Origin of the sequence: Geobacter benzoatilyticus (assembly GCF_017338855.1) — a bacterium.
GTDB lineage: Bacteria > Desulfobacterota > Desulfuromonadia > Geobacterales > Geobacteraceae > Geobacter > Geobacter benzoatilyticus.
In genome coordinates this window covers 1,889,192-1,915,954 of sequence record NZ_CP071382.1, presented here as the reverse complement: position 1 = coordinate 1,915,954, position 26,763 = coordinate 1,889,192, and the positions used below count along the sequence as shown (strand labels likewise).

The window sequence follows — 26,763 nt, the reverse complement described above, 5'->3', positions numbered from 1 at the left end:
CCGGACTCCAAGATAGACACGCCTTAACCCACGATCAGCTTCCGGCGATCCTTCGCAGCCGTTCCATAACGATGGAAACCCTTTTCTGGCTCGAACCGTCCGGAGGAAGATGCCCTGGCAGGGCGTCCAGAAAGTCTCTGGTGGAAAGAAACGCATTGAGCTGGGTGGCTAGAAAATCCTTCACGTCCCGGGGGGCGGACCAGACTTCCTCGACAACTTCGCTGCGACCGTCAACCACAGAAATTAAATCCTCAAGGTCATGGCTTGCCAGAAAATCACCGTCTCCGCGACCGTGAAACGCTTCTATCTTGGTGGCGAGAAAGTATGGGGCAGTAACCATCCGAATCGTCATATCCTCACCGACATTCAACGGGAACGCTTCCCTCAAGGCCGACCGATACCAGCGGTTGCCGAAACCGAGAACCCCCTTCTCCGTCGGCATGAAGTCAACCTTGATACCGTCCACGATCCAGCGGCAAACGGGAGCGTCTTCTTCCATCGCTTCCGAAAATCCTCGCTGCTTAAGGAGTTCCGAGAGGTCGTAATAGTCCTTCAGAGACCCGGCCTCCACTATGACATCGACATCCTCCGTAAAGCGGACGTCTGGCGCCGCAGTGTCTGTTATCAGAAAAGCTATGGCCGCTCCCCCGAGAAAGACAACCTGACTCCGCAAAGGGCCAAGTCGGTCGGCCACAATCCGGATCATCTCCCGATTATTCTGGAGCGCTGTTACCATTCCTTCACCAGTCGGGCAACAAGTTCCTTCGCCGCCAGATCCCGTTCCCGCGCCCTGCCGTCACGAATCGCATCCACAAGGGCAAGTAACTCGTAAAGCGCCGTGTCGTTGGCAGTGGCCTTTGGGACTGACCGGTAGAGGGGGGAAAACTCGTATCCGCGCACGCCACCTTCGGGATCAGGCCATACCGGCGGAAGGTCATTCGGCTGGACTATCAGATCCTTGAGCGGGGGAGCGGCGTAGCCGGTGGGAATACCACGGGTGACCGGACCGCGGTCGGGTGGATAGGCGTATTTCACACCGTGGATGATGAATTCTTCAAGCGCTTTTATGATGGGAACATTCCGTTGGGAATCGAACAGCCGCGCCTGAGTGGCGCGCTTGATGCCGCCATGAACCTCGGAGGGGCTCATGGCAATCTCAAGAGCCAGTGCGCTGTACGACCACTGCCGATTCCCGAGAGTCACGAGCTTCAGGAGAATCAAGATGTCCTGGGGTTTGAGAATCATGGTTCATATTCTATTCGCGATTCGCGAATTGCGCAAGCAATTTTCAGCCGGGGTTTGCTTAATGCATCTATCTCCACCCAGTCACACCGTGCACATCACCCGCCGCACCCGGTACTCTCCCCCGATAACCAGGTACTCCCCCTCCCCCTTGAGGATACTGTTGGGGAGCAGATCGTCGAAGAAAAACACCTTGGCAAGGGGGGCTCGAATCTCCCAGACCGTGGAGCCGAACTCCCAGGCCCGCTCCTCCACGGAAGTGAAGGAGACGAGGTTGTTGAAGCGGATAATCTTCTCCCTCCGCCCCACTTCCTCAAGAACATCATAATCGTCGGCGCTGAACGTCCCACGGTAGAGGGTTACCCACCGCTCGCCCGGAAAGCGGCGGGCCAGTTCGTACTGACAGAATTCGTAGAGGATATCCAGTTGGGAGTTGATGGCGCTGGTCCGCTTGCTTCCGGCAGTCCGGTCCACCACGTAATCGTAGTAGGACTCGGTCTGTATGCCGGTGATGCGGCTCTTGTGAAAGGTGGGGGCAATCCCCATGCGGCTCTCGACCCACCCCTTGAGGACGGCCCCTTCCACGGAGTTGGAGTCCATCATCCAGCCGCGCAGATAGCGAAGGTAACTGTTTCTAAGGCTCTTGCGGGCCGATGGCGTTGCCTGCTCCTGCCAGAGGTGGAGCTGGAACTTCACCGACATGTAGTCGTTGAAAACCGTGCCCCGCTCATCGGGGGAAGCTATGGCATCGAGCCGGTCAAATAGGAAACGGTTGGCGGGGCGCACCCCCTGGACCTCCAGGGGGAGCGGATTGTCGTTGAAATGGCGGGAGGCAATGACCCACGGCGGCAGATTGCAGAGATTGAATCCCGAGTTGTGCATGGGTCATCACCTCGTTGTGACGGATGGGACGACAGCTGCAAAAGGCGAACGAGAGGTCCGCCCCTACAGAACTTTGGCAATTTCCACAAGGGCCGGCTTGACGGGGCCGTCGGCCGCATAGACGTCGATGCCGAGCCGTTCCATCTCCATCTGGGGGGCCTGGCCGATCTGGGCGCAGACCACCGCCCGGCAGCCGGCCAGGACCGCGGCAATGGCTTCGAGAAGATGGCCCCTCAAGGGGTGATCCACATCATAGGAGCAGTAGCGCTCCACCTTCTTCTCGTCCACCAGCTTCACCTCGTCCCCCTCCACCTCGTAAATGAGGAACCGCTCCGCATGGCCGAAATGCTGATTAATCTCTTTTCCATCCCTGGATGCAACGGCGATAAGCATGGTTGACTCCTTGGTCAGGGACCGGTAATCGGGGACCGGGGACCGGCAATTTCAAATGCCTTTACCGATCCCCGGTCCCGGGTTCCGGGTTCCGGCCTTTACAGCACCACCGGCTCGAAGCTGAAGCACTTCTTCGAACAGGTCCGTCCGCAGGCCTGACAGCCGATACAGTTGCCCGGGTTCGTCACCTTCATGTACATCTTGGCGGAATCGTCTTCGTCCAACTCCTCGAAGGTGAGCACATCGTGGGCGCAGACCTTGAAACAGCGGGCACAGCCAATGCAGGTTTCCTCGTCCACTGAAACGACAAACTGGGGTGTGTATTCGGTCTTGTTCCTTCTCATTCCGGTGATGTAGGCCATGATCTCTATCCTCCGTTTATGGTTTTGTAGGGGCGCTGCTTGCTGCGCCCGTTGGTATGACAGGGCGCGGCAAGCAGCGCCCCTACGTTTAATCTTCTTCGAATGAAACTTCTTTCCCCTTGTTCATGGCCTTGCGCAGCCACGGGGGGGGGGTGCCCTGCAGAACTTCCTGAAGCCGGCCCACCGTTTCTGGAAGGCTGACCGGGGAATTGGTCTTCATGGGATGAATCCTCAGGGCCACCAGCTTGGCGGCCGCCGGCCCGCCGATGGCCATGGTGTAGACAATGGCGCAATCCTTGAGGGCCGCGGCCCGGGCCGCAATTCTGTCCTCCTCGTCGTCGCCCTGCTGACCGATGGTGATGGTCTCCACGAAGGATGAGGCATCGGAGCCGATCTCCCAGATATGGAAATTTTTTGCCATGCCGAAGTGCTCGTCGATCATCTCGCCGGTTGAACTTGTGAATGCGACTTTCATTTGAAAGCTCCTTTTTCACCACGGAGACACAGAGGCACAGAGAAAGCCTTAAAACAACTTTTTGGTTCTAAACCTAAAAGAAAAGTTCTTGTTTTTCTCTGTGTCTCCGTGTCTCCGTGGTGGGTTTTAGTCAGTTGTGCGCCAGTTTCTGCCCTTCCGCTGCGTTGGCCTGGAACAGGTTCGCCGTCTCGAACAAGAGATTCATTGTTCCCCGGTATCCCACCCACATCTTCTGGTGGGCGCCGAGGCGGTCGAATACCGGGAGCCCCGCCCGCAGGTGGGCCTTGATCCCCAGCTTCGCCGCCGCCTGGCGGCCATTGGAGTTGGCCACTATCAGGTCGCTTCCTTCCGCCACCGTCTCCAGGTCTTCCAGATCCCCCACGAAGATGTTGTTGGCCGGCAAAGCATCAAGCCCTTTGACACGGGTGGCCGAGATGGCTGCCTGGATTTCGCATCCCATGCCCGACAGGAAATTCACGAGGGTCTTCAGGTTGTCCCCCTCCAGGGCAATGGTCACCTTCTTGAGGCCGAACTGGTAATGGGAATCGACCATGGCGTCCATGAGGCGGCTGCGCCAGCGGCGGAACTTCTCGGGGATGGGGCGTCCCGAAACAGCCGCAAGGGTTTCCATGAAACGGTCCACTTCGTGGAGCCCGGAGAGGGAAGTGAATCCGTAGTTGGGCATGCCGCATTTTGCTGTCATGGCCTCCGCCGCCCTGGCGAGGGAATCGCCGATGAAGAGGGTGGCCACGCTCCGCCCGGCCTGCCGTATCCGGGCCATGGGGACGCCGCCGGTGGAGAGCGGCGACACCGTCGCATCGATGTGGCCATCCAGGGCATTGGCGATGTCGGGGACGATTATCGGGTCGAGCCCGAAGGCCTCGCAGATCTCCCGCACCTCCTCCACGTCGGCCGGTGTCAGGTGGCAGCCGGGAAGGATGGCAACCTGACCGGGGATCGTCTCACCCGGTTCCGGGACGCTTTTCAATATCGCTTCCACTGCCGCGGCATATCCCTCCTGCATGGATCCGCAGTAGTCCGGGGTCGAGGCCCAGATTACCGGCACCGCGTCATGCTCCGGATTCTCCTTGCGGAAGTGGACGATGGCGCTATGCACATCATCCCCCATGGTTTCGGTGAGCCCCGAAGTCATGACGCCCACCACCTCGGGGCTGAACTTCTCGATTACCTTCTTGAGTCCCTTTTTCAGGTTCTCCCAGCCGCCGAAAATTGCGGTGTCCTCGCTCATGGCGGTGGAATTCAGGGCGGTGGGCTCCTTGAAGTGCCGCGTGAGCTGAAGCCTGATGAAGGTGGAGCACCCTTGCGCGCCATGGAGGAGTGCCAGCATCTGGTCTATGCCGAGGTAGGCGAGGGTCGCGCCCAGGGCCGGGGAGTTCTTCTGGGGATTCACCGTGGCGTTCTTGGTGGGAACCTTGACCCTGGAATTCTTCAAATCCTCACCCAGGTGCGTCGCGGCATGGCCGGCGGCCGCTGCCACGGAAGCCGCCAGCTCCTCGTCGCTTTTCTCCCACGGCGCTTTGGCGTTCAGCACCGGCCAGATGGGGTTGTTCACCGTGAGGTCCAACTGTTTCGCAAAAGTCACCATCCCCTCGTACCCGGCATAGGGATGGGAACGTCCATGGTTTATGTCGAGAAAGGGGGTCAGGGTCTTGAGCGCCAGGAACTTGGTCTTCCCGCCGGCCACGATGAGGTCGGGCATTTTATCGTACATGACCTGGAGCAGCCCCGCACTGGAAGTGTCTTCGATAATCCGGGCATCCTGGTGCATGAGGGCCTTCATCCGGTAGAAGTCCTCCAGGGTCGAGTTCTGGGTCCCGGCGGCCAGGATTTCCACCCCCAGCTCCCGCAGGGCGTTCACCATGGACCAGGTCTTGACCCCGCCGGTAAAGAGGACCGACCGCTTGCCTTCGAGCCGCTGCCGGTAGGGGACGAGCCGTTCGCGGCACTTCGCCTCTTCCTCTTCAATGAGCTTTTCCACCCGGTCCTGCATGATCCGCTTCTCCAGCCCCCCCACGGCGTCATCCAGCTCACGGGCGATGTCCCGCAGGGCCTTTGCCGTGTCGGTAAGGCCGTAAAAGGACTCTTCCAGATAGGGAATCCCGTAGTTTTTCTGCATCTTCCGGGCAAGGTTGGTGAGACTCTTGGAGCAGATGATGATATTCAGCTTCGCCCGGTGGGCGTAGCGCAACTCCTCGAATCTGGCATCACCGCTAAAACAGGAGAGTATCTGGATGCCGAGCCGTTCGAACAGCGGCAGCATCCCCCAGAGATCACCGGCGATATTGTACTCGCCGATGAGGTTGATGGGATAATCGCCCAGCACCGGCGGCTCGGCGGTGCCGATGACATGCTTGTAGAGCACCTCGCCGGCCAGGCGGTTCCCGATGTTCTTGTCGCCGATGAAGCCGGGGGTGTTGACCGGAACCAGGGGGATGGTGACCTTCTTTTGGGCCGCAGCGCAAACCGCTTCCACATCGTCGCCGGTCATGGCGGTAACGCAGGTGGCATAGACGAAGATCGCCTTCGCCTGACCGGCATAGCGTTCGGCCAATTCGAGAATCGCCCGGTAGAGCTTCTTCTCGCCGCCGAAGACCACGTCATTCTCCAGCATCTCGGTGGTGAACCCCCGGCGGTAAAGCTGGGACCCCGACGAGCGGGCTCCCCGGTTATCCCAGGAGTTGCCGGCACAGGCAATCGGGCCGTGCACCAGGTGAATCGCGTCGGTGATCGGCATCAGCACCACGCGGGCGCCGTCGTAGGCGCAGGAGCGCTCGGCCCCCTCCCCCGGTTCCGACTTTTTGCAGAACTTGGGGGCACCTTTTTCATGGGTATCGCAGTCGGATACATCGTAATAATCGGGCTTTGCCATAGTGTCCCTCGAAACGGAAAAAGGCGCCACCATCGGTAACGGATGGTTGGCGCCTTTGCCAATTTGATCATGAATGTGAAGTCCCTGGTGGTTCCGTATATCTATAAAGCACTTGACGTGCCAAACCTGAACAACGCCTCTATCTAGTTGATTTTTAAATCTATTGCAAGTTTACAGCGCCGTCACCGCCCCATGGTTGCCCAATTATTAGGCAGCAATGAACGGAAACAACCATCGCATCCTGCCGAGGCCCCGTGCAAAAACTCAAGCAAGATAAGCCCGTTTGAGAAAGCATTATTTTTTCATTGCCCGCCAAACATTAAAACATTACAATGCTCCAACAAAAGACACCGCTTGTCGAAATTATCACGGACCGTACTTCATAAGGGTGACACCATGGGCAAACCGACGATCATGAAACTTCTCTCAACAGCTGCGGCGATGATTCTCGTCATGGCCCTCGGCACAGACTTTGCCGGCGCAGTGGGGGGCACAGGCTACAACTCCCCGGAAGCCCCCCTGAACCTGAACCTGACTTTCGCCGACTGCACCACTTGCCATACCGCTCCGAATAATGTCGCGCGGCACCACAACCTGATTGCCGAAGATGGCAAGCAATGCCTCGATTGCCACAAGATCGAAAGCTACAACAGCGAGTTCACGGTCCAGGTGGTGCGCGATTGCCAGCAATGCCATACGTCGGCCATGCATGACCAGGTAAAGCATACCATCGTCACTTGCAGCCGCTGCCATGGCGACAACATCGGCGAAATCCATGCGGGGCGCTATGCGGCAACCGTAACAGTGGCGGCATGCTACGTGTGCCACACCAGCACCGACGCAAAAGTTAAGGCAGCCATCGTCAAGGGCCTGAACGGACAGACCGTATACTGCCAGGACTGCCACGGCAGCGACCCGCACAGTTGGGGAGGCATGCGGGGGCTCTAGCCGGAAGCTATTAAACATAGTGCAGCAAAAGAAGGGCCGGAGCGGGATTGTTCCGGCCCTTTCTCATTGCCTGGCCGTAAACACCTGGCGCGGCCGGTTCAGACTCTAATTTCTGGAGATGACTTGACGGCACCCCCCTTATTAGGTATTTTTCTTATCTACAAACTTTTATCAAAAATTCTATCGAACGTTCTCTATGCACGACTGTTTGTCACTCGACAATAAACAACTGGCAGTCTTTGAACGGGCCTGCCGCGATGAAGGCCTCCGGATTACCCACCAGCGGCTGGAGGTCTACCGGGAACTTGCCTCAGCGGTTGACCACCCCTCGGCGGAAACCATCCATCAGCGCCTGCGGCGAAATATCCCGACCATTTCCCTGGACACGGTCTACAGGACCCTCTCGACCCTCGCCCGGCATGGGCTCATCAGCAAAATCGATACAGTTGAAAGCCCGTCGCGATTCGAAGCAACCGGGATCAGGCATCACCATCTCATGTGCAGCGAGTGCAAAAAAATATCGGATTTTCAATGGAATACCGTTGACGAGATTCCGCTCCCCGACGGAATCGAATCGTGGGGGCACATCGCCACGAGAAACGTCGTAGTCTATGGGGTCTGCGGCAACTGCCTTGAAAAACTGGAAAACCGCGCTAAAAAATGAGTTGATAATCTGCAATGGCCGCACTAGCCTGCGGCCCATCAAACAGGAGGTATAAACATGTCCACAAAAGAGAATCTTGCGGAAGCCTTTGCCGGTGAAAGCCAGGCAAACCGGACATATCTGGCATTCGCCAAGCAGGCGGAAGTGGACGGATTCCCACAGGTTGCCAGACTTTTCCGGGCGGCAGCCCATGCCGAGACCGTCCATGCCCATGCCCACCTGCGCGCCATGGGGGGAATAAAGAAAACCACGGAGAACCTGGAATCCGCCATCGAAGGAGAAGGCTTCGAATTCCAGACCATGTATCCCCCTTTCCTGGAAGAGGCGAAGAAGGAGGGGGACCGCCTGGCTGAAATCTCCTTCCGCAACGCCCTGGCCGTGGAGGAGATCCACCACGATCTCTACCAGAAGGCCCTTTCCGCGGTAAAGAGCGGCGGCGATCTGGCAGCACGCCCGGTGTACGTTTGCGAAATTTGCGGCAACACCATATACGACAATGCGCCGGACAAGTGCCCCGTCTGCGGGGTGCCGAAGGAACGCTTCACCCTTATTGACTAACGCTGAACCGCACAGCATATCACCTATCAAAGGAGACCGTCTAATGAGCAGCATCAAGGGTACCAAGACCGAGCAGAACCTTCTGAAATCCTTTGCCGGCGAGAGCCAGGCCCGCAACCGCTACACCTATTTTGCCGCCGCGGCTAAAAAAGAGGGATACGTGCAGATCGCCGATATCTTCGAAGAGACCGCCAACCAGGAGAAGGAGCACGCCAAGCGCTTCTTCAAGTTTCTTGAGGGGGGAGATACGGAGATAATTGCCTGCTTCCCGGCCGGCAAAATCGGCACCACGACCGAAAATCTCCTGGCCGCCGCCTCCGGAGAACACGAAGAGCATTCCGACCTCTATCCGGCCTTTGCCCAGGTGGCCCAGGAAGAAGGTTTCGCCGCCATCGCGGCGGTCTGGCGGGCCATTTCCGTGGCGGAAAAGCAGCACGAGAAGCGTTACCGGGACCTCCTGGCCAACATAGAAGCCGGCCAGGTTTTCACCCGCCCAAATGAAGTAGTGTGGCGCTGCCGCAACTGCGGCTACCTCCACACAGCCACCGGCGCCCCGGACCAGTGCCCCGCATGCGCCCACCCCAAGGCCCACTTCGAGCTTCTGGGAGAAAACTGGTAACATTGCAGACGCTGAAAAGGACTCTTCCCCAAGTGGGGAAGAGTCCTTTTGTCGTTGAATCCGTCAGAGCGCCCGCAAACCCGTACATTGCCGGGTTTGCGACATTCAATCCCATTCAAGGTATCCGTAACATGGAAAACATGCCGTTCGACATCTCCCACCTAGGCAGTGAAGCTCTCGTGGCACTTGTCGAGACCCTGCCGGTCGCTGCCATGTACATGGAAGGCGATAATTTTTTCTTTAACAGTGAGGCGGAGCGGCTAACCGGCTATGGGAGAATCGAGATTCAGTCCATCGACGACTGGTTCCGCAAACTCTACGGCCCGGACCACGAGAAAGTTCGCGGGTACTGTAAAGCTGACAGAGCTGCCGGTTTTTCATCCCCGCGCCGCGTCACCATCACCACCAGGGATGGCTGCCGCCGGGAGGTTGAAGTCAAGTCGGCGGGTATCGGCCGGACCATCTGCGTCATGAACGACATAACCGACCTCGTAACCGCCCAGGAGCAGATGAAGGAAAGCAAAGAGCGCTACCGCCTTTTTTCGTCTCTCACTTCCGACTACGTAAATTTCTGCTCCCGCAAGGGAGATGACACCTACAGGGTAAGATGGCTGGGCGGCGCATTCGAGGCGATCACCGGCTACTTGGAGCAGAGCCTGTTCGAATGGGGCTGCTGGATGCCGCTGGTACACCCCGACGACCAGGAGAGGCTGAGCACTGCTCTTCTCTACATGACCCCTGGCAATACCAGCACCTCAGAGTACCGCATCTTCGCCAAAGACGGCTCAATTCACTGGATACGCCAGACATCGCGCTGCGAAACCGGCGACACCCCCGACGAACTTTTCCTGTTCAGCGCCTGCCAGGACATCACCGAACAAAAACAGGCCGAAGAGGCAATCCGCAAACTGAACGAAGAACTCGACCAGCGGGTTGTCGAGCGGACCGCTCAGATGGAGACAGCCATCAAGGAGCATGAATCCTTCAGCTACTCGGTCTCCCACGATCTGCGCGCACCGCTTCGCCACATCAACAGTTACAGCGCCATTGTAACCGAAGAGTTCGGGGACCGGATTCCCCCGGAGGCTCACCGGTATCTTGACCGCATTGCCGCGGCAAGCAAGCGGCTGGGCCAGCTTATCGACGACCTGCTGGAGCTGTCGCGGGTCAGCCGGGTCGAACTGAATACCGCCACCGTACATCTCAGCACACTGGCGGCGATGACGGTCGCATCACTGCGGGAGACGGAACCGCGGCGCGAAGTGGAATGGATTATCGCCGACAGCCTTAAGGCCAGAGGTGACGCTACCCTGCTGCGGCAACTGCTGCAGAACCTGCTGGGCAATGCATGGAAGTACACTGCCAAGGAGCCCAATGCCCGGATTGAATTCGGCAAAACTGTTATTGACGGCCAGGACGTCTTCTTTGTGAGGGATAATGGGGTTGGCTTCGACATGACTTTCAAGGACAAGCTGTTCGGCCATTTCCAGCGGCTCCATGGCAGCGAATTCGAAGGGACCGGCATCGGGCTGGCCACGGTAAAGCGGATTGTCGAACGCCACGGCGGCCGGGTCTGGGCCGAGGGGCACACCGGCAAAGGGGCAACCTTTTATTTCACCCTTCCGGAGATTTGACTACCCACCCTTTGCCTTGCCCACGGCTTATCCTGCACATTCAAGAACGTGGCGGCCCGATATTCAATGACAGCCAGTACAGGCCCAGTTGCCGCACCGACTCACTGAATTTCTCGAAATTCACCGATTTGCCGATGTAGCTGTTGGCCCCTAAGCGGTAGCTGTCCACGCGATCCCGGTCTTCATCGGATGTGGTGAGAACCACAACCGGCAGAAGTTGGGTACGGTTATCGGAGCGAATTTTTTTCAGCACTTCCAGTCCGTTGAGTTTGGGGAGATTGAGATCCAGCAACACCAGCTCCGGCTGATTTGCCGTATCGCGGTCGGCATAAGCACCCGTGCCGAACAGAAAATCTACCGCTTCGGCGCCGTCGCGGGCCACGACGATCTCATTGCGCAGATTGTTCGCCTTGAGTGCCCGAATCGTCAAGGCCTCGTCGTCGGGGTTATCCTCAACCAGCAAGATCCTCTTCTCATTCACTGATCTGCCCTCCCAGCGTAAAATAAAATACTGCTCCCTTACCTTCTTCCCCTTCCGCCCAAATCTTTCCCCCATGACGCAGGACAACCCGCTGCACCGACGCAAGCCCGATACCCGTCCCCTCGAACTCATCCGCCCGGTGCAGCCGTTGAAACGGTAAGAACAGCTTATCGGCATACTCCATATTGAAACCGGCTCCGTTGTCTTTGACAAAGAACACCGGCCCATGCGCAGTCACCATGTGTCCGAATTCTATCCGGGCAGCAGCATTATTCCGGGAATATTTCCAGGCATTACCGATCAGATTTTCCATGACCGAGCGCATCAGGGTCGGGTCCGCCAGGACCGGAGGAACTTCAGCCACGGTGAATTCGACGGCTCTCTGCGGCTCCACCTGTTTATGCTCTTCCGCAATCTGCCGTGCAAGTTCGCTCAAGTTCACCGGCTTGCGGCAAATCTCGCACCGGGTTATGCGCGAGAGGTGCAGTATTTCATTAATCAACGTCCCCATCCGGAGGCAGCCATTCCTGATCCGGTTGAGATAATCTCTCCCTTGATCGTTCAGCTTGTCACTAAATTCTTCCATCAGGGCAAGGCTGAAACCATCAATACCCCGCAGCGGTGCCCGCAAATCGTGGGAAACCGAGTAGGCAAAGGCATCGAGCTCTTTGTTGGCAACTGCCAGTTGTTCAGTCCGCTCCTCGACTCGCTGCTCCAGTTGGGAGTTGAGTTGTTGCAGATCCAGTGCCGCCTGCCTCCTTTCGGCCGACATCGCCTTGAAGGTGCTGATGAGCTCCGCCACCTCAGAGCTTTCCGGTTTGATATCATTCTCGCTCATGTCGCTCAGCTCGCCATAGGCGCTGAGGGCATTGACAAGGCTGTCCACCTCCCGGGTGGTCCGGCGCGCCAGCACATGGGCCAGCCCGAGACCCGCAACGATTGTCACTCCCCCGACAATGCCGATGGAAATTAACAGAGAGGCCATTTTAGCGTCCACTGCGCGGCGTTTCAGCCCTATGTGCAGAACGGTGTCGGATTCGTCCAGCCTTTTCGCAATATCGTAGACAACCTCCCCTTCGGTAGTCTGAAATTCCCATACCGCCGGAAGTTCGCTGGGGGGAACCCTCTCCAGCAACGCCACCGGCACGCCCTTGCGAAAGGTTGAGACATAGGGCTGCCTATTCTGCGCGATGAACACATACTGGAGGACCGTGCTCATTTTGAGCTCGCTGTCAAGCTGCGCCTTGAGGGCCACCCGGTCATCCCAGAGGATAAGGCGCTGCATGGCCCCCGCAAGCACCTCCGACCTTGTCTTCCACGTGTGCAGGGTCAGCTGGCGGTGGCGCTCCAGGGCAAAGCCCATGAAAAACCCGCTTATGAGCAGGATCATAACCGTCAGGAGCCCGGCGGTCCTTATAAAGATAATCTTTTTCAGGTGCATGGATCCCGCCTAGTCACCTTTTTTCTGCTCCAGCCAACTACTCATCTCACGAACCGTGTCATAGGCCTTATCATCGCCTTCGGCAAACCGGTCGATCTGGAGCTTGGCAAGCAGGGCCGCCGAATCTTTATGTTCATGGAGGGTAAGGAGTATCTGCTTCAACCTTTTTTTGGAAGCCGCATCCATGGCCGGGTGCACAACAATGGGGGGCATGCCGTAGGGGGAGGATTTTTCGATAATCTTCGTGTGGGACGTGAGGGTGGGATCAATGGTGTTCATGAACTCCCATATCAGGGAATCAACAGCGGCGCCATCAGCCTGGCCATCCGCAACCGCCTTGATGGAGTTATCGTGGCTGTTGCTGAAAAAATGTTCCCGAAAGAAGGACTTCGGCGTTTCCCCCCGCTTTGCCAGCATATATGTCGGCACCAGGCAACCGGTATTTGAATCCGGATCGGTGAAGGCAAACTTCTTGCCCCGCAAATCATGCAGCGAGGCATAACTGCTGTTGCGGTTGGCGATGATGTAGGAATAGTAGACTTTGGCGCCATGCACGACCGGCACAGCCAGGAGCTCCATACCGAACCGCTCGTGCCCCTTGACATAGGGACCGGCACAGACAAAGGCGGCATCGACCTGCCGGTTCATGACGAGGTCATTCACTTCCGCATAGGTCCGCCGTTGCCAGAAGACGGCCCGTCTTTCCATCCGGCCGGCCACCAGCCGCAGCAACTCTTCGTAGTACTGCCTGGTGGTCTCGGGCGAAATCATGGCAGCCACGGCAATATGCAAGGGAGGAAGAGCGTTAATTGACTGGTTGCCGCCAATTTCAGGCACTACTTTTTCCATATCTACCCGGGATCTGTCGTTGTCACAGGAGACAACCAGCAGCACCAACGGAACCAGCAACAGTGGGCAGCAGAGCGATGCAAGCCGGCGCACAACGATTGCATAGCTCATCAGGAATTTCTGCAGCAGAGGAGAACCCATGAAAACCTCCAAGGTGCACTTTGCCCGCCCTAATTAGCCAGCAACAATAATGCCATCCCGAGCCGATACTGCAACCCCCGCAGGCAAACTATACCACTACTTCACCCCTTCCAGTTTAAGTGCAAACGTAAGATCATGACCTGCCAGCGGATGGTTGCCATCAAGGGTCACCATATCCTCACCGGCATCAACAACCATCATCACCAGGGCCTGCCCGCCGGCGAAACCGATGCTGAGCTTCTGCCCCACCCGCAACTCCCGGTCACGGGGGAACCGGCCGCGCTCCAGCGTGAGGATGTTTTCCTTCCGCCATCCCCCGAAAGCCTCCTCGGCAGGGACAAGGATGTTCTTGACCTCGCCGGCCGCCATGCCGATAACAGCCTGTTCCAGGGCAGGAAAAACCTGCCCGTTGCCGATAGTGAACTCGTAGGGGTCCCCCCCCTCGGTGCTGTCGAAAATCCGGCCGGTATCCAGGGTTCCGATGTAGTGGACCCTGACGGTTTTGCCATGTTCTGCAAGGTTCATGGGTGTCCCCTTCTGAAGAAAAAACCCGCCGGAAAAATCCGGCGGGCCTTTTCAACTCAAATTTCACGGTATAATCCAAGCATTTACTGTTTGCCGGCCTTTTCCCCGCCTTTACCGCATCATCTCGAAGAAGCGGTCTTCACAGGTCTCGTCCACAACTTCAATAAACTTGTTGCAGATGGCCGACACCATGTTGATGACCCCCTGGTAGCCGATGAGCGGGTAACGGTGCAGGTTCACCCGGTCGAAGATGGGGAAGCCGAAGCGGAAGAGGGGGATATTGGCGTCGCGGGCGATGAACTTGCCGTGGGTATCGCCAATTATGGCGTCCACGGGGCCGGTCATGATGAGGCTCCGCATATGCCACAGATCCTTGCCCATGTAAATTTTCCCCTGTTTGCCGTAGGCGGAGGAGTCCAGGAGCGCCTGGATCTCCTTCTCCACTTTCTTGCTCCCCTTGCTGCAAAGGATGTAATAAGGGATCGCCCCCATCTCCAGGAGAAACGAGACATAACCGATGAGTTGGTCCGGATCGCCGTAGAGAGCGAATTTCTTCCCATGCATGTACTGATGGGCGTCGGTCATGGCATCCACGGCACGCCCCCGCTCGGCCTTGAGGCTTTCAGGAACCGGCTTGCCGCTCAGTTCGGAGATTTTCATCAGGAAAGCGTCGGTTTTGGCGATCCCCAGCGGCATGGGCATTGAAGCGTGTTTGCCCGCGTAGTTGTCCTTGAGCCAGCCATAGGTTTTGGCGGCGGTAAAGGGGCCGAGGTTGATGGTGGCCTTGCCGTTGATGGAGTCGGCCGCATCATCCAGCTTGGTGCCGCCGGCATACAACCGGTATGTGCCGTCCAGGGGCGAGTCGAAGACATCCGAGATATCGCCGAGAATGGTGTACGGTACGCCGAAGGCGTCGAAGATCCGCTTGTACTCCCGGAAGTTCCCCGTGTTGGCATCGAAGCCGGGAACCAGGTTGATCTTGCCGGTGCAGCGCCCCTCCACTTTCTTGCCGGCGGTCAGGCTTTGAAGGATGGACAGGAGCATGGCGTCATAGCCATGGACATGGGAGCCGTTGAAGCTCGGCGTATTGGCATAGGCGACCGGCATATCGGCCGGAACTATCCCCTTGTTCCGGGCATTCTTGATGAATGCGCTCAGGTCGTCACCGATGATCTCCGGCATGCAGGAGGTGAAAATGGAGACCATCTTCGGCTTGTAGAGGGCGATGGCATTCTCCAGCCCCTCGTGGAGGTTGTTCTGGCCGCCGAACACGGCGCCGTCCTCGGTCATGGAGTCTGAGACCGCCGGGGCAGGCTCCCGGAAATGACGGTTGAGGGTCGAGCGGTAGTAGGATGCGCACCCCTGGGAACCGTGCACGAAGGGGAGGCTTCCTTCGAAGGCATGGGCTGCCAGTTCGGCCCCCAGGGGCTGGCAGGCGTGGGGAGGCGCAACCACCAGCGCCTCGCGTTTGAAGTTGAGTTCTTTGTATTCTTCGGTATTGATCCATTCCTTGACCCGCTCAATCTCTTCGGCAGGGGTCTCGGTAACCGGCTTTACTGCAAGGCCCAGGTTGTTAGCCATGATATGTCTCCTTTCGACCGGAACTCATCCGTTCACGGACGATTGATTATTGGTTCTACCTTCACCCTTTCATAAAGGGGGATGCACATCCTAATACGGCGACTTAACCAAAGACCACGTGGGGCTGTTGATCGCCATGTCAATATCCCTGGCAAAGATCGGAAACCCTTTATAGCCGTGGTACGGGCCTGAGTAGTCCCAGCTGTGCATCTGGCGGAACGGAAGCCCCATCTTCTGGAAGACGTACTTCTCCTTGATGCCGGAGGCTACCAGATCGGGCTTCAGCTCTTTAGCGAACTCCTCAAGCTCAAGCTCGGAGGCGTCGTCATAGACAACCGTGGCATCGGGCATTTCCGGCGCGGTCCGGTCGTAGTCATCGGTGTGGGCAAATTCATAGCCGCTGCCGACGCAGATCATTCCCAGATCTTCATAGGCCCCGATGGTATGCCGGGGGCGCAGGCCACCTACATAAAGCATGACCTTCTTCCCTTCCAGGCGGGGGCGGACCTCTTCGATCACCGCCTGCATCTGCGGATCGTATTTGGCGATTACCGCTTCCACCTTCTCCTTGATGGTGTCATCGAACAGCTCCGCCAGCTTGCGGAGGCTCTGCTTGATCTTTGTGGGCCCGAAGAAATTCAGCTCGATCCACGGGATGCCGTATTTCTCTTCCATGACCTTGCACATGTAGTTCATGGAGCGGTAGCAGTGAATGACGTTGAGCTTAACCTGGTGAGTCGCGGCGATCTTCTCCAGCTCCCCGTCCCCGGTCCAGACGGATTTGACGTTGAATCCGCACTCCTCAAGCAACGGTTTCGTGGACCAGGCATCGCCTCCGATGTTGTATTCGCCGATAAGGGCGATGTCATAGGGGCCCACCGGCTCGGGGAACTCGCGGGTCTCGATGATGTAGTCACGGATGGTGTCGTTGGAGATATGGTGCCCCAGAGACTGGGATACCCCGCGGAATCCCTCGCAGTTGCAGGGGATAATCGGGATGTCCAGGTCCTTGGCGCTCTGCTTTGCCACGGCGTTGATGTCATCGCCGATGAGCCCCACGGGGCACTCGGAGAGGACCGAAATCCCCTTGGCCAGGGGGAAGAGTTCCTTGGTCTCGACCAGGAGCTGCTTCAGCTTCTTGTCGCCGCCATAGACGATATCCTTCTCCTGGAAATCGGAGGTGAACTGCATGGCGAACTGGTCGACCCCCAGGGTGCCGGACATCAGGTTGCGCCGGGTTCCCCAGGAGTACCAGCCGCATCCGACCGGACCGTGGGAAACGTGGACCATGTCGCGGATGGGGCCCCAGACCACCCCTTTTGCGCCGGCATAGGCACAGCCGCGGGCACTCATAACACCGGGAACGGTCTTCTTGTTGGATTTAACGCAGGCGCTCCCGCTCTCCGGATCGTTGGGGGCCAGGTGCGGTGACCGCTTCTTGCGCCCCTTTTCCGGATAGACCGCAAGAACCTTGTCGATCATCTCCTGGGTCGATTCCTTCGTTATCCCTTCAACTTTTTGTATTGTTTTGGACATAGGTCAACTCCTGTATGGTTTTGGCTTAAACCAACTGGCGAATGATTTTGAGGTCAGGTCGGCAGCTTCCAAGGAAGAGCGCGGAGGCGTGGCAGCGCCACGTCGCACAAGCGATGACGCAGGAAATGCCGAGATGGCCCAAAAGCGTTCGTCACTTCGCCGCCGCTTCGGCAACGCCCACTATGCTCTCGTCATCGGCTTCCATGATGCCGAACTCCATGAGCAACTCTTCCAGCTCGTCCATCTCCAGGGGTGTCGGCACCACCAGCATCTTGTTCTCCAGGATCTTCTTGGCCAGGGTCCGGTACTCCTCGGCCTGCTTGTGCTCGGGGGAGTACTCGATGACCGTCATGCGGCGCAGTTCGGCGCGCTGAACCTGGTTGTCCCGGGGAACGAAGTGGATCATCTGGGTGCCGAGCTTCTTGGCCAGGGCCTCGATCAGCTCGTCTTCCCGGTCGGTGTTGCGGGAGTTGCAGATGAGGCCGCCAAGGCGGACCTTGCCGGATGAAGCGTACTTGAGGATACCTTTGGCGATGTTGTTGGCGGCATACATGGCCATCATCTCGCCCGAGCAGACAATGTATATCTCTTCAGCCTTGTTCTCGCGGATCGGCATGGCGAACCCGCCGCAGACGACGTCGCCGAGAACGTCATAGAATACGAAGTCGAGATCAGGGGTATAGGCGCCGTTCTCTTCCAGAAAGTTGATGGCCGTGATGACGCCGCGGCCGGCACAGCCGACGCCCGGCTCAGGGCCTCCCGACTCGACGCAGTTGACGTTTCCGTACCCAACCTTCATAACGTCATCCAGTTCCAGATCCTCAACCGTCCCCAGTTCGCGAACCAGGTCCATAACCGTGGACTGGGCTTTGGCGTGGAGGATAAGGCGGGTTGAATCGGCCTTCGGGTCGCACCCTACGATCATTACCTTCTTGCCCAGCGAAGCGAGCCCCGCCACCGTGTTCTGGGTTGTCGTGGACTTGCCGATGCCACCTTTGCCGTAAATCGCGATTTGTCTCATGTTCCTTCTCCTTTCGTCCACTCATCCGTGGACCGTCTGGGAATGTGCGGGGCAACAAAAAAGGCGCCCCAATGATGATATTGGTGGCGCCCTTGCCTGCGTTCAGCAGCGAATACTTCAGCGTATTCTCGTTATCGATTTTGATGAAGATATAGCACTGACCGTGCCAAGAACAAACCAACCGTAATTACAAGACTTTACCCCCATCAATTATTAACAGCGCGCCTCTTTCCTGTTCACATGCACAGAAATCAATCACTTTAAGCAGTGCAAAATCATCTAACGATCGGCAAACAACTCTTTCCATGGATTCGTTGTAACCTCCATCGGCCGTTCCACGCATTCCACCCTTGCGGCTGCCTTATTTTTTTGCGATAGTTGCCCAACCATGTTCACTAATGCACAATTTTAAGGCAAGGAGGCAACATGCCCAGGCGCGACGACGTCAAGAAGGTCCTCATCATCGGTTCCGGCCCCATCATCATCGGTCAGGCCTGCGAGTTCGACTACTCCGGCACCCAGGCCTGCAAGGCCCTGCGCAAGCTAGGCTACCAAATCGTGCTGGTGAACTCCAACCCCGCCACCATCATGACCGACCCCGCCATGGCCGACGCCACCTATATAGAACCACTCAACGTGGAAACCCTCACCGAGATCATCCGCAAAGAGCGCCCCGACGCCCTCCTCCCCAACCTGGGGGGACAGACCGGCCTCAATCTCTCGTCGGCCCTGGATCGGGCCGGGGTGCTCACCGAGTACGGGGTGCGCGTAATCGGCGTGAATCTCGATGCCATCAAGCGGGGAGAGGACCGGGAAACCTTCAAGGAAACCATGACGCGGCTCGGCATCGAGACCGCCCGCAGCGAAATTGCCACCTCCATCGAGGAGGCCCTGGACGTGGTATCCCGCATCGGGCTGCCGGTGGTGATCCGCCCCGCCTACACCATGGGAGGGACCGGCGGCGGCTTTGCCTACAACATGGAGGAGTTCCGGACCATCGCAGCCCGGGGCCTCGCGGCGAGCCCGGTGAGCCAGATCCTCGTGGAGGAGTCGGTGCTCGGCTGGGAGGAGCTGGAACTGGAGGTAGTGCGGGACGCCAGGAACCAGAAGATCACCGTCTGCTTCATCGAAAACGTGGACGCCATGGGGGTCCACACCGGCGACTCCTACTGCACGGCCCCCATGCTCACCATAACGCCGGAGCTTCAGGCCCGGCTCCAGGATTATGCCTACCGCATCGTCGACGCCATCGAAGTGATCGGAGGCACCAACGTCCAGTTCGCCCATGATCCCAAAACCGGGCGGGTGGTGGTCATCGAGATCAACCCCCGCACCTCCCGCTCCTCGGCCCTGGCATCCAAGGCCACCGGCTTTCCCATCGCCATGGTCTCGTCGCTCCTGGCTGCGGGGCTCACCCTGGACGAAATCCCCTACTGGCGGGACGGCTCTCTGGAGAAGTACACCCCGGGCGGCGACTACGTAGTGGTCAAGTTCGCCCGCTGGGCCTTCGAGAAGTTCAAGGGGGTCGAGGACAAGCTCGGCACCCAGATGCGGGCCGTGGGCGAGGTCATGAGCATCGGCAAGAACTACAAGGAGGCGCTCCAGAAGGCGATCCGCTCCCTGGAGATAGGCCGCTACGGCCTCGGCTTTGCCCGGGACTTCAACGCCAGATCGCTCCCGAAACTCCTGGAGATGCTGGCCGAGCCCTCCAGCGAGCGCCAGTTCATCATCTACGAGGCCATCCGCAAGGGGGCGGACATCGATCAGCTCCACCGGCTGACCCACATCAAACACTGGTTCCTGCAGCAGATGAAGGAGCTGGTGGAACTGGAGGAGGAGATCCTCCGGCACCGGGGAAGCCTCCCCCCTGACGAGCTGCTGCTCCGGGCTAAGCGGGACGGCTTTGCGGACCGCTACCTGGCGAAACTGCTGGAGATCCCGGAGCCCCGAATCCGCGAAAAGCGGCTGGCTATGGGTCTTGCCGAGGCGTGGGAGGCGGTGCCGGTCAGTGGCGTGGAGAACGCCGCCTACTACTTCTCCACCTACAACGCACCGGACACGGTGCCGGTCAGCGACCGGAAGAAAATCATGGTGCTGGGGGGCGGTCCCAACCGGATCGGCCAGGGGATCGAGTTCGACTACTGCTGCGTCCACACCGCCTTTGCCCTGCGGGAAGCCGGCTACGAGACCATCATGGTCAACTGCAACCCGGAAACGGTCTCCACCGACTACGACACCTCGGACAAGCTCTACTTCGAGCCCCTCACCGTGGAGGACGTCCTCTCCATCTACGCCAAAGAGAAACCCGAGGGGGTGGTGGTCCAGTTCGGGGGGCAGACCCCCCTCAACATCGCCGCCGAACTGGAGGCGGCCGGAGTGCGGATCATCGGCACCACGCCGGAGACCATCGACCTGGCCGAGGATCGGCAGCGCTTCGCCAGGGTGATGACGGAGCTGGGGATACCCCAGCCCGAATCGGGGATGGCCAGCACCCTGGATGAGGCCCTGGCCGTTGCTGCCCGCATCGGCTACCCCCTCATGGTGCGCCCCTCCTACGTCCTGGGGGGGAGGGCCATGGAGGTGGTCCACGACGAGGAGATGCTCCGGGAGTACGTCACCAAGGCGGTGGACGTCTCGCCGGAGCGCCCGATCCTCATCGACCGGTTCCTGGAGAACGCCATCGAGGCCGAGGCCGACGCCATCAGCGACGGGACCGACGCCTTCGTGCCGGCGGTCATGGAGCATATCGAGCTGGCCGGGGTCCACTCGGGGGATTCGGCCTGCGTCATCCCGCCGGTGAGCATACCCCAAAAGCACATCGCCACCATCGATGAGTACACCCGCAGGATCGCCGTGGCCATGGGGGTCGTGGGGCTCATGAACATCCAGTACGCCATCGCCGACGACACCGTCTACATCCTGGAGGCGAACCCCCGGGCCAGCCGCACCGTGCCGCTGGTCTCCAAGGTCTGCAACATCCCCATGCCCCGCATCGCCGTTCAGGTCATGCTCGGGGCGAAGCTGAAGGAGATGGGGCTCGCCCGCCGCACCTTCCCCCACTTCGGGGTCAAGGAGGCGGTATTCCCCTTCCCCATGTTCCCGGAGGTGGACCCGGTGCTCGGTCCGGAGATGCGCTCCACCGGCGAGGTGCTGGGACTTGCGGGGAACTACGGCCTCGCCTTCTACAAGGCCCAGGAAGGGGCCAACGCCCAGCTCCCTCTCTCCGGGTCGGTCCTCTTCACCATTGCCGACCGGGACAAGGACGGTGCCCTGGCAGCGGCGCGCCGCTTCGCGGAACTGGGCTTCACCATCCGGGCCACGGAGGGGACCTGCCGGTTCCTGGCCGGCCACGGCATTGCCGCCACCCCGGTCACCAAGCTCCACGAAGGGCGCCCCAACCTGGTGGACGAAATCAAGAACGGCGAGATCCAGCTGGTAGTCAACACCCCGGCCGGCAAGCAGAGCGCCCATGACGATTCCTACATCCGCAAGGCAGCCATCGCCAACAAGATTCCCCACATAACCACCGTGGCAGCCGCCGTGGCCGCCGCCGAGGGGATCGCGGCCCGCCGCAACGGCAAGGAGCCGGTCATGAGCCTTCAGGAGTACCACGCCGGTATCCACTGACAGTTACTTAACCTGCTGAAGGCATGATGCACGACGGCCCGCCGGGATATCCCGGCGGGCCGTCGTGCTGCCCCCACAAATCATTTGCGGAAAACTATCATTCCACCTTTCGCTCCGCAACCCGATGGCGCTACGATTCCGTCAGCAAAATCGCTTCTGCAATCTGCCGCATGCTCTTGCGCTTATCCATGGCCAGCTTCTGCATCCTGCGAAACGCCTCGGGTTCGGATAGCCCCTGATTCCGCATCAGGACTCCCTTGGCCTTCTCGATGACTTTACGGCTTTCCAGAGTTTCCTTAAGGTCCTCCACCTCCTCCTTGAGGTTTTCCACCTCATCGGCATGGGCGCAGGCCAGCTCAATGGCGGGCCAGAGATCCTGCTCCCGGAACGGCTTGGCAAGGAAACCGCCGATGCCGCTCTCCTTGGCCCGCTTGACCGTAGCCGCGTCGCAACAGGCCGTCAGGAGAATGATCGGAATCTTCAGCCTCCGCCGGATATCCCGGGCCGCCGTAATGCCATCCTTTTTGGGCATGGAGACATCCAGAATCACGATGTCAGGCATGGTGGCCAGCGCCGTCTCCACCGCCTGCTCACCATCCCCGCATTCGCGGATCTCATCGAAACCAAGTTCCCGGAGCTTATTTTTTAAGCTCATCCTGATAATCGGCTCATCATCGCACACCAGAACACTTTTCAATGAAATCACCACCTTATCATCAATTTATCCTGCAACTGCGCGTACTGCACGTGTAATTCAGCACAAACCGTTCCAAGCCGTGAGGCTGGCGCTTACCGTTTGTATCCTTTACAATGCCCCCCATCGTGACAGAATAGATGCTGAACTCCCCAATGCCACCGGAGGACCGTTCATGAAGAAAAAGGTAGCCATCATTGCCATAGTGCTCATCTGCGCAGCCGCCGTCGCATGGTTCGTCAATCGGCGCACCGGCGACGACGGCAATACCGTTGCCGTTTCCGGGACCATCGAAGTGACCGAGGTGGAGGTGAGCTTCAAGATCCCGGGAAGGGTGAGGGAACGGCTAGTTGACGAGGGGGAGCAGGTAAAAGCGGGGCAGATCGTTGCGCGGCTGGACGATGAGGACCTTCGTCTTGAACTGGCCCAGCGTGAGCGGGATACGGAAGTTATGGGGGCGAACCTGCGGGAGCTGGAAACCGGTTTCCGAAAAGAAGACATCGATCGGGCCGACGCTGCCGTAAAAAGAGTCAAGGCCGATGCCGAACGCCTCAAGGCCGATTTCGCCCGGCAGGAGACCCTTTACCGTCGGGAGGTCATCTCCCGCCGTGACTATGACGCCGCCAAAGCCTCTTTCGAATCGTCCCGGGCCGCCCTCCGTGAGGCGGTGGCCCAACAGGAGCTCATGCACCGTGGCCCCCGCAGCGAACAGATCGAAGCGGCACGGGCACGACTCGCTCAATCCATGGAAGCTTTGGAGTTGGCACGCACGCGCCTCGGCTACACAACCCTCGCCTCCCCCATGGCTGGGTTGGTCCTGGCCAAGCACGTGGAACCGGGAGAGCAGGTTGCCGCCGGCACCCCCATAGTGAGCGTGGGCGACATGGTGAACACCTGGATGCGGGCCTACATTGCCGAAACCGACCTGGGAAGGGTGAAAGTTGGGCAAAAAGCCCGGGTAACGAGCGATACCTGGCCCGACCGTCACTACGAGGGAACCGTTACCTTCATCTCGCCGGAAGCGGAATTCACCCCCAAGAGCGTCCAGACGCAAAAGGAAAGGGTGAAACTGGTTTACCGAATCAAGATCACCATCCCCAACCGCAATATGGAACTGAAGCCGGGGATGCCGGTGGATGCAAAGATCGGGACCGGGCAATAACCTCAGCCAATGGACGCAATCTCGACCGACAATCTCACCAAACGCTTCGGCGACCTTACCGCCGTGGACCGGCTCACCCTCTCCGTCGCTGCCGGAGAGCTCTTCGGCCTCGTGGGCTCCGACGGTGCCGGCAAGACCACCACCATGCGGATGCTTACGGGCATCATGGACCCCACAGAGGGGACGGCCAGGGTCATGGGGCGCCACACGGTGCGGGAGTCGGAAGGGCTCAAGGAAGAAATCGGTTACATGAGCCAGCGGTTCGGGCTATACCCGGACCTTACAGTCATGGAGAATCTCCATTTTTATGCCGACATCTACGGGCTCCCCCGCCGGGGGCGCGACGAGAAGATAAACCGGCTCCTCGCCTTCAGCAACCTCACCCCCTTCGGGAAACGGCTGGCAGGCAACCTCTCCGGCGGCATGAAACAGAAGCTGGGGCTTGCCTGCGCCCTCATCCACACCCCCAAGGTCCTCTTTCTTGACGAGCCCACCAACGGGGTCGATCCGGTCTCGCGCCGGGATTTCTGGCGCATCCTCTACCAGCTTCTGCGGGAAGGGGTAACGGTATTCGTTGCCACCGCCTACCTGGATGAGGCGGACCGCTGCAACCGGGTGGGACTCATCCACCGGGGGAAACTCCTGGCCTGCGACACCCCCGACAACCTCAAGGGACTCATGCGGGGGACCATACTCGAAGTGCTCACCCCTTCCCCCCGCCAGGCGGCGCAGCTCCTGCGGGAGCGGCTGGAGAGGGAATCGGTGGGGATATTCGGAGACCGGCTCCACGTGATGACCCGCAATGCCACGGAAACCGGCACCGCCATCGAAGCCATCCTGCGGGGCGAAGGAGTGCCGCTCCAGAGCCTGCGCCCCATAGAACCGAGCCTGGAGGATGTATTGGTGTCGGTGCTTACGGAGGAGGCCGGCCCATGACCACTGCCGCCTCCGACATGGCCGTCACCCTCCGCGATCTGGAAAAGCGCTTCGGCGACTTCACGGCCGTAAACCGCATATCCCTCGATGTGAAGCGGGGGGAAATCTTCGGCTTCCTGGGGCCCAACGGCGCCGGCAAATCCACCACCATCCGGATGCTCTGCGGCATCCTCCAGCCCACCTCCGGCAGCGGCACCGTGGCTGGCTTCGACATTGTCGACCAGCCGGAGGAAATCAAGAAGAACATCGGCTACATGAGCCAGAAGTTCTCCCTCTACGAGGACCTGACCGTAGAGGAGAACATCGACTTCTACAGCGGCATCTACCGCATACCCGACGCGAAAAAGAAAGAGCGCAAGGAGTGGGTCATCAGGATGGCGGGGCTCACCGAGCACCGCTCCTCCCGGACCGCCATCCTCTCCGGCGGTTGGAAGCAGCGGCTGGCCCTGGGGTGTGCCGTACTCCACGAGCCCCCCATCATCTTCCTGGACGAGCCCACTTCCGGGGTGGATCCCCTGAGCCGCCGCAATTTCTGGGATTTGATCTATCACCTGGCCGGCGGGGGGGTCACCGTATTCGTCACCACCCACTACATGGACGAAGCCGAGTACTGCGACCGGCTGGCCCTCATCTACCGGGGAGAACTCATCGCCCTTGGGACTCCGGGGGAACTCAAGACCCGCTTCATGGCTGAGGAGATAGTTGAGGTGCGGTGCAGCCGTCCCCAGGATGCCATGGAAATAATCGAAGCCCTGCCCGGCATCGGACATGCGGCACTCTTCGGACGGTCGCTCCACGTGGTGGCCGGCCGGGCCGACGCGGCAATTCCAGCCATCGGGCAGGCCCTTTCCGCCGGCGGGTTCACCGTGGACGGCATTGAGCGGATCGTCCCGTCCCTGGAAGATGTCTTTGTCTCCCTCATCGAAGCGCGGGACCGTGGAACCGCCCCCCAGGGGGAATTCAGCCGATGAAGCTCCAGCGAGTGGCGGCCGTGGCCCGCAAGGAATTCATTCACATACTCCGCGACCCCCGGAGCCTCGGCATGGGGATCGCCATCCCGATGCTGCTCCTCTTCCTTTTCGGCTATGCGCTCACCCTGGATGTGGACCGAGTGCCCCTCATGGTCTGGGATCAGAGCGGCACCACCGAAAGCCGCGATCTCATAAGCCGCTTCAGCGGGTCCCGCTATTTCACCCTGACGGGGCACGCTGTTACCTACCGCGAAATCGAGCGGGCCATCGACCGGCGAGATGTCCTCATGGCCCTGGTGATCCCCCCCGATTTCGCCCGAAAGCTCCGCACCGGAGCTGCGGCCCCGATACAGGCGATACTGGACGGCAGCGACGCCAATACCGCCACCATTGCCCTCGGTTATGCAGAGGCCGTAACCCAGTCCTGGTCACAACGGATAACAGTGGAGCAATCGAAGCGCCTGTCACCCCTCCCAACCGTCGGCAGAGTGGATGTGCGCCCGCGGGTATGGTTCAATACCGACATGGCTTCCCGCAATTACATCTTTCCGGGGCTGATCGCAGTCATCATGATGGTGATCTCGGCGCTGCTAACCTCTCTTACCGTTGCCAGGGAATGGGAAACAGGCACCATGGAGCAGCTTATCTCCACGCCGCTACGGGGGCCCGAACTCATCGCCGGCAAGCTCATCCCCTACTTCGCCATAGGAATCCTGGACTTCATCCTTTCGGTCCTGGTGGGTGAATTCATCTTCGACATCCCGCTGCGGGGAAGCCTAGGGCTGCTCTTCGCCATGTCGCTGATCTTCCTCCTCTGCGCCCTGGCCTTCGGGCTGCTCATCAGCATCATAACCAAAAACCAGCGCCTCGCTTCCCAGATAGCCATGGTAACCACCATGCTCCCGGCGTTCCTGCTCTCGGGCTTCATCTTCCCCCTCGATACTATGCCGGCCCCCATTCAGGCCATAAGCCGCATCGTAACTGCCACATATTTCGTCACGATACTGCGGGGAATTTACCTCAAGGGGGTGGGACTCGAGGTCTTGGGCAAGGAAGCAGTGTTCCTGGCGATTTTCGGTGTGGCAGTAGTCGTTATTTCCGTGAAAAAGTTCCGGAAGAAGGTGGAATAAG

Annotated in this window: 25 protein-coding genes; 10 read left to right on the top strand and 15 right to left on the bottom strand. The window is 59.2% G+C overall.

Features of this window, described 5'->3' with window-relative positions:
• Positions 1–34 precede the first annotated feature (34 nt).
• The 7 genes from JZM60_RS09040 to JZM60_RS09010 form a co-directional block, all read right to left on the bottom strand.
• Positions 35–736, bottom strand: a complete 702-nt coding sequence (locus JZM60_RS09040; RefSeq protein WP_207161940.1) for a nucleotidyl transferase AbiEii/AbiGii toxin family protein — start codon at positions 734–736, stop codon at positions 35–37.
• Positions 730–1,245, bottom strand: a complete 516-nt coding sequence (locus tag JZM60_RS09035; protein WP_207161939.1) for a hypothetical protein — start codon at positions 1,243–1,245, stop codon at positions 730–732. Before JZM60_RS09035 ends, JZM60_RS09040 begins: the two co-directional genes overlap by 7 nt.
• Before the next feature lie 81 nt (positions 1,246–1,326).
• The gene (locus JZM60_RS09030; RefSeq protein ID WP_207161938.1) at positions 1,327–2,124 is read right to left on the bottom strand and encodes an NAD(+)--dinitrogen-reductase ADP-D-ribosyltransferase; all 798 of its coding nucleotides are present in this window, start codon (positions 2,122–2,124) and stop codon (positions 1,327–1,329) included.
• Between the two features lie 63 nt (positions 2,125–2,187).
• Entirely contained in the window at positions 2,188–2,517 is a 330-nt protein-coding gene (locus JZM60_RS09025) for a NifB/NifX family molybdenum-iron cluster-binding protein (protein WP_207161936.1), read from the bottom strand.
• Between the two features lie 98 nt (positions 2,518–2,615).
• Positions 2,616–2,879: a ferredoxin III, nif-specific gene (gene fdxB, locus JZM60_RS09020; RefSeq protein WP_207161934.1), complete on the bottom strand. Its 264-nt coding sequence runs from the start codon at positions 2,877–2,879 to the stop codon at positions 2,616–2,618.
• Positions 2,880–2,967: 88 nt separating this feature from the next.
• Positions 2,968–3,354: a nitrogen fixation protein NifX gene (gene nifX / locus JZM60_RS09015; RefSeq protein WP_207161932.1), complete on the bottom strand. Its 387-nt coding sequence runs from the start codon at positions 3,352–3,354 to the stop codon at positions 2,968–2,970.
• Positions 3,355–3,484: 130 nt separating this feature from the next.
• Complete coding sequence (locus JZM60_RS09010; protein WP_207161930.1) at positions 3,485–6,244, bottom strand: bifunctional nitrogenase iron-molybdenum cofactor biosynthesis protein NifEN; 2,760 nt, start codon at positions 6,242–6,244, stop codon at positions 3,485–3,487.
• 396 nt (positions 6,245–6,640) lie between these two features.
• On the opposite strand from JZM60_RS09010, the gene JZM60_RS09005 reads away from it, so the two are divergent.
• From JZM60_RS09005 to JZM60_RS08985, 5 genes are all read left to right on the top strand, one after another.
• Entirely contained in the window at positions 6,641–7,192 is a 552-nt protein-coding gene (locus JZM60_RS09005; RefSeq protein ID WP_207161928.1) for a cytochrome c3 family protein, read from the top strand.
• 208 nt (positions 7,193–7,400) lie between these two features.
• The gene (locus tag JZM60_RS09000; RefSeq protein ID WP_241426197.1) at positions 7,401–7,856 is read left to right on the top strand and encodes a Fur family transcriptional regulator; all 456 of its coding nucleotides are present in this window, start codon (positions 7,401–7,403) and stop codon (positions 7,854–7,856) included.
• A 57-nt stretch (positions 7,857–7,913) separates the two neighbouring features.
• Positions 7,914–8,414: a rubrerythrin family protein gene (locus JZM60_RS08995; protein WP_207161925.1), complete on the top strand. Its 501-nt coding sequence runs from the start codon at positions 7,914–7,916 to the stop codon at positions 8,412–8,414.
• 43 nt (positions 8,415–8,457) lie between these two features.
• Positions 8,458–9,033 carry a rubrerythrin gene (rbr, locus tag JZM60_RS08990; protein ID WP_207161924.1) on the top strand — a complete coding sequence of 192 codons (576 nt, stop codon included), beginning with the start codon at positions 8,458–8,460 and terminating at the stop codon, positions 9,031–9,033.
• 131 nt (positions 9,034–9,164) lie between these two features.
• On the top strand, positions 9,165–10,667 hold the full coding sequence (locus JZM60_RS08985) for a sensor histidine kinase (RefSeq protein ID WP_241426196.1): 1,503 nt from the start codon (positions 9,165–9,167) through the stop codon (positions 10,665–10,667).
• A gap of 40 nt (positions 10,668–10,707) precedes the next feature.
• Here JZM60_RS08985 and JZM60_RS08980 read toward each other — a convergent pair whose 3' ends face one another.
• From JZM60_RS08980 to nifH, 7 genes are all read right to left on the bottom strand, one after another.
• Complete coding sequence (locus JZM60_RS08980) at positions 10,708–11,148, bottom strand: response regulator (RefSeq protein ID WP_241426195.1); 441 nt, start codon at positions 11,146–11,148, stop codon at positions 10,708–10,710.
• Entirely contained in the window at positions 11,141–12,589 is a 1,449-nt protein-coding gene (locus tag JZM60_RS08975; RefSeq protein ID WP_207161922.1) for a sensor histidine kinase, read from the bottom strand. The genes JZM60_RS08980 and JZM60_RS08975 overlap by 8 nt, the downstream gene beginning before the upstream one ends.
• Before the next feature lie 9 nt (positions 12,590–12,598).
• A complete protein-coding gene (locus JZM60_RS08970) occupies positions 12,599–13,549 on the bottom strand; it encodes a substrate-binding domain-containing protein (RefSeq protein WP_207161921.1) in 951 nt (316 codons plus the stop codon).
• A 126-nt stretch (positions 13,550–13,675) separates the two neighbouring features.
• A complete protein-coding gene (locus JZM60_RS08965) occupies positions 13,676–14,104 on the bottom strand; it encodes an FKBP-type peptidyl-prolyl cis-trans isomerase (RefSeq protein ID WP_207161912.1) in 429 nt (142 codons plus the stop codon).
• A 111-nt stretch (positions 14,105–14,215) separates the two neighbouring features.
• Positions 14,216–15,685 carry a nitrogenase molybdenum-iron protein subunit beta gene (gene nifK / locus JZM60_RS08960; RefSeq protein WP_207161910.1) on the bottom strand — a complete coding sequence of 490 codons (1,470 nt, stop codon included), beginning with the start codon at positions 15,683–15,685 and terminating at the stop codon, positions 14,216–14,218.
• 90 nt (positions 15,686–15,775) lie between these two features.
• On the bottom strand, positions 15,776–17,221 hold the full coding sequence (nifD, locus tag JZM60_RS08955; protein WP_207161908.1) for a nitrogenase molybdenum-iron protein alpha chain: 1,446 nt from the start codon (positions 17,219–17,221) through the stop codon (positions 15,776–15,778).
• A gap of 151 nt (positions 17,222–17,372) precedes the next feature.
• Positions 17,373–18,242, bottom strand: a complete 870-nt coding sequence (gene nifH / locus JZM60_RS08950) for a nitrogenase iron protein (RefSeq protein WP_207161907.1) — start codon at positions 18,240–18,242, stop codon at positions 17,373–17,375.
• A gap of 426 nt (positions 18,243–18,668) precedes the next feature.
• On the opposite strand from nifH, the gene carB reads away from it, so the two are divergent.
• On the top strand, positions 18,669–21,869 hold the full coding sequence (gene carB, locus JZM60_RS08945; RefSeq protein WP_207161906.1) for a carbamoyl-phosphate synthase large subunit: 3,201 nt from the start codon (positions 18,669–18,671) through the stop codon (positions 21,867–21,869).
• A gap of 130 nt (positions 21,870–21,999) precedes the next feature.
• Here carB and JZM60_RS08940 read toward each other — a convergent pair whose 3' ends face one another.
• Complete coding sequence (locus JZM60_RS08940; protein ID WP_277603690.1) at positions 22,000–22,524, bottom strand: ANTAR domain-containing response regulator; 525 nt, start codon at positions 22,522–22,524, stop codon at positions 22,000–22,002.
• Positions 22,525–22,738: 214 nt separating this feature from the next.
• Here JZM60_RS08940 and JZM60_RS08935 point away from each other — a divergent pair, with 214 nt between their 5' ends.
• The 4 genes from JZM60_RS08935 to JZM60_RS08920 are packed head-to-tail and all read left to right on the top strand — an operon-like array spanning position 22,739 to position 26,762.
• Positions 22,739–23,725, top strand: a complete 987-nt coding sequence (locus JZM60_RS08935; protein WP_207161901.1) for an HlyD family secretion protein — start codon at positions 22,739–22,741, stop codon at positions 23,723–23,725.
• Between the two features lie 9 nt (positions 23,726–23,734).
• Positions 23,735–24,661 carry an ABC transporter ATP-binding protein gene (locus JZM60_RS08930; protein ID WP_207161900.1) on the top strand — a complete coding sequence of 309 codons (927 nt, stop codon included), beginning with the start codon at positions 23,735–23,737 and terminating at the stop codon, positions 24,659–24,661.
• Entirely contained in the window at positions 24,658–25,632 is a 975-nt protein-coding gene (locus JZM60_RS08925; protein WP_207161899.1) for an ABC transporter ATP-binding protein, read from the top strand. The genes JZM60_RS08930 and JZM60_RS08925 overlap by 4 nt, the downstream gene beginning before the upstream one ends.
• The gene (locus JZM60_RS08920) at positions 25,629–26,762 is read left to right on the top strand and encodes an ABC transporter permease (protein ID WP_207161898.1); all 1,134 of its coding nucleotides are present in this window, start codon (positions 25,629–25,631) and stop codon (positions 26,760–26,762) included. The genes JZM60_RS08925 and JZM60_RS08920 overlap by 4 nt, the downstream gene beginning before the upstream one ends.
• Position 26,763: the final 1 nt, after the last annotated feature.

Bases quoted from the DNA above. Each gene is read 5' to 3' on its own strand.
- JZM60_RS08925 (WP_207161899.1), top strand. From the start codon at position 24,658: ATGACCACTGCCGCCTCCGACATGGCCGTCACCCTCCGCGATCTGGAA.
- JZM60_RS09005 (WP_207161928.1), top strand. From the start codon at position 6,641: ATGGGCAAACCGACGATCATGAAACTTCTCTCAACAGCTGCGGCGATG.
- JZM60_RS08930 (WP_207161900.1), top strand. From the start codon at position 23,735: ATGGACGCAATCTCGACCGACAATCTCACCAAACGCTTCGGCGACCTT.
- JZM60_RS09040 (WP_207161940.1), bottom strand. From the start codon at position 736: ATGGTAACAGCGCTCCAGAATAATCGGGAGATGATCCGGATTGTGGCC.
- fdxB (WP_207161934.1), bottom strand. From the start codon at position 2,879: ATGGCCTACATCACCGGAATGAGAAGGAACAAGACCGAATACACACCC.
- nifK (WP_207161910.1), bottom strand. From the start codon at position 15,685: ATGGCTAACAACCTGGGCCTTGCAGTAAAGCCGGTTACCGAGACCCCT.
- JZM60_RS08995 (WP_207161925.1), top strand. From the start codon at position 7,914: ATGTCCACAAAAGAGAATCTTGCGGAAGCCTTTGCCGGTGAAAGCCAG.
- JZM60_RS08970 (WP_207161921.1), bottom strand. From the start codon at position 13,549: ATGAGCTATGCAATCGTTGTGCGCCGGCTTGCATCGCTCTGCTGCCCA.
- rbr (WP_207161924.1), top strand. From the start codon at position 8,458: ATGAGCAGCATCAAGGGTACCAAGACCGAGCAGAACCTTCTGAAATCC.
- JZM60_RS09010 (WP_207161930.1), bottom strand. From the start codon at position 6,244: ATGGCAAAGCCCGATTATTACGATGTATCCGACTGCGATACCCATGAA.
- JZM60_RS08920 (WP_207161898.1), top strand. From the start codon at position 25,629: ATGAAGCTCCAGCGAGTGGCGGCCGTGGCCCGCAAGGAATTCATTCAC.
- JZM60_RS08940 (WP_277603690.1), bottom strand. From the start codon at position 22,524: ATGAGCTTAAAAAATAAGCTCCGGGAACTTGGTTTCGATGAGATCCGC.
- nifX (WP_207161932.1), bottom strand. From the start codon at position 3,354: ATGAAAGTCGCATTCACAAGTTCAACCGGCGAGATGATCGACGAGCAC.
- nifD (WP_207161908.1), bottom strand. From the start codon at position 17,221: ATGTCCAAAACAATACAAAAAGTTGAAGGGATAACGAAGGAATCGACC.
- carB (WP_207161906.1), top strand. From the start codon at position 18,669: ATGCCCAGGCGCGACGACGTCAAGAAGGTCCTCATCATCGGTTCCGGC.
- JZM60_RS08935 (WP_207161901.1), top strand. From the start codon at position 22,739: ATGAAGAAAAAGGTAGCCATCATTGCCATAGTGCTCATCTGCGCAGCC.
- JZM60_RS09030 (WP_207161938.1), bottom strand. From the start codon at position 2,124: ATGCACAACTCGGGATTCAATCTCTGCAATCTGCCGCCGTGGGTCATT.
- nifH (WP_207161907.1), bottom strand. From the start codon at position 18,242: ATGAGACAAATCGCGATTTACGGCAAAGGTGGCATCGGCAAGTCCACG.
- JZM60_RS09025 (WP_207161936.1), bottom strand. From the start codon at position 2,517: ATGCTTATCGCCGTTGCATCCAGGGATGGAAAAGAGATTAATCAGCAT.
- JZM60_RS08975 (WP_207161922.1), bottom strand. From the start codon at position 12,589: ATGCACCTGAAAAAGATTATCTTTATAAGGACCGCCGGGCTCCTGACG.
- JZM60_RS08985 (WP_241426196.1), top strand. From the start codon at position 9,165: ATGGAAAACATGCCGTTCGACATCTCCCACCTAGGCAGTGAAGCTCTC.
- JZM60_RS09035 (WP_207161939.1), bottom strand. From the start codon at position 1,245: ATGATTCTCAAACCCCAGGACATCTTGATTCTCCTGAAGCTCGTGACT.
- JZM60_RS08965 (WP_207161912.1), bottom strand. From the start codon at position 14,104: ATGAACCTTGCAGAACATGGCAAAACCGTCAGGGTCCACTACATCGGA.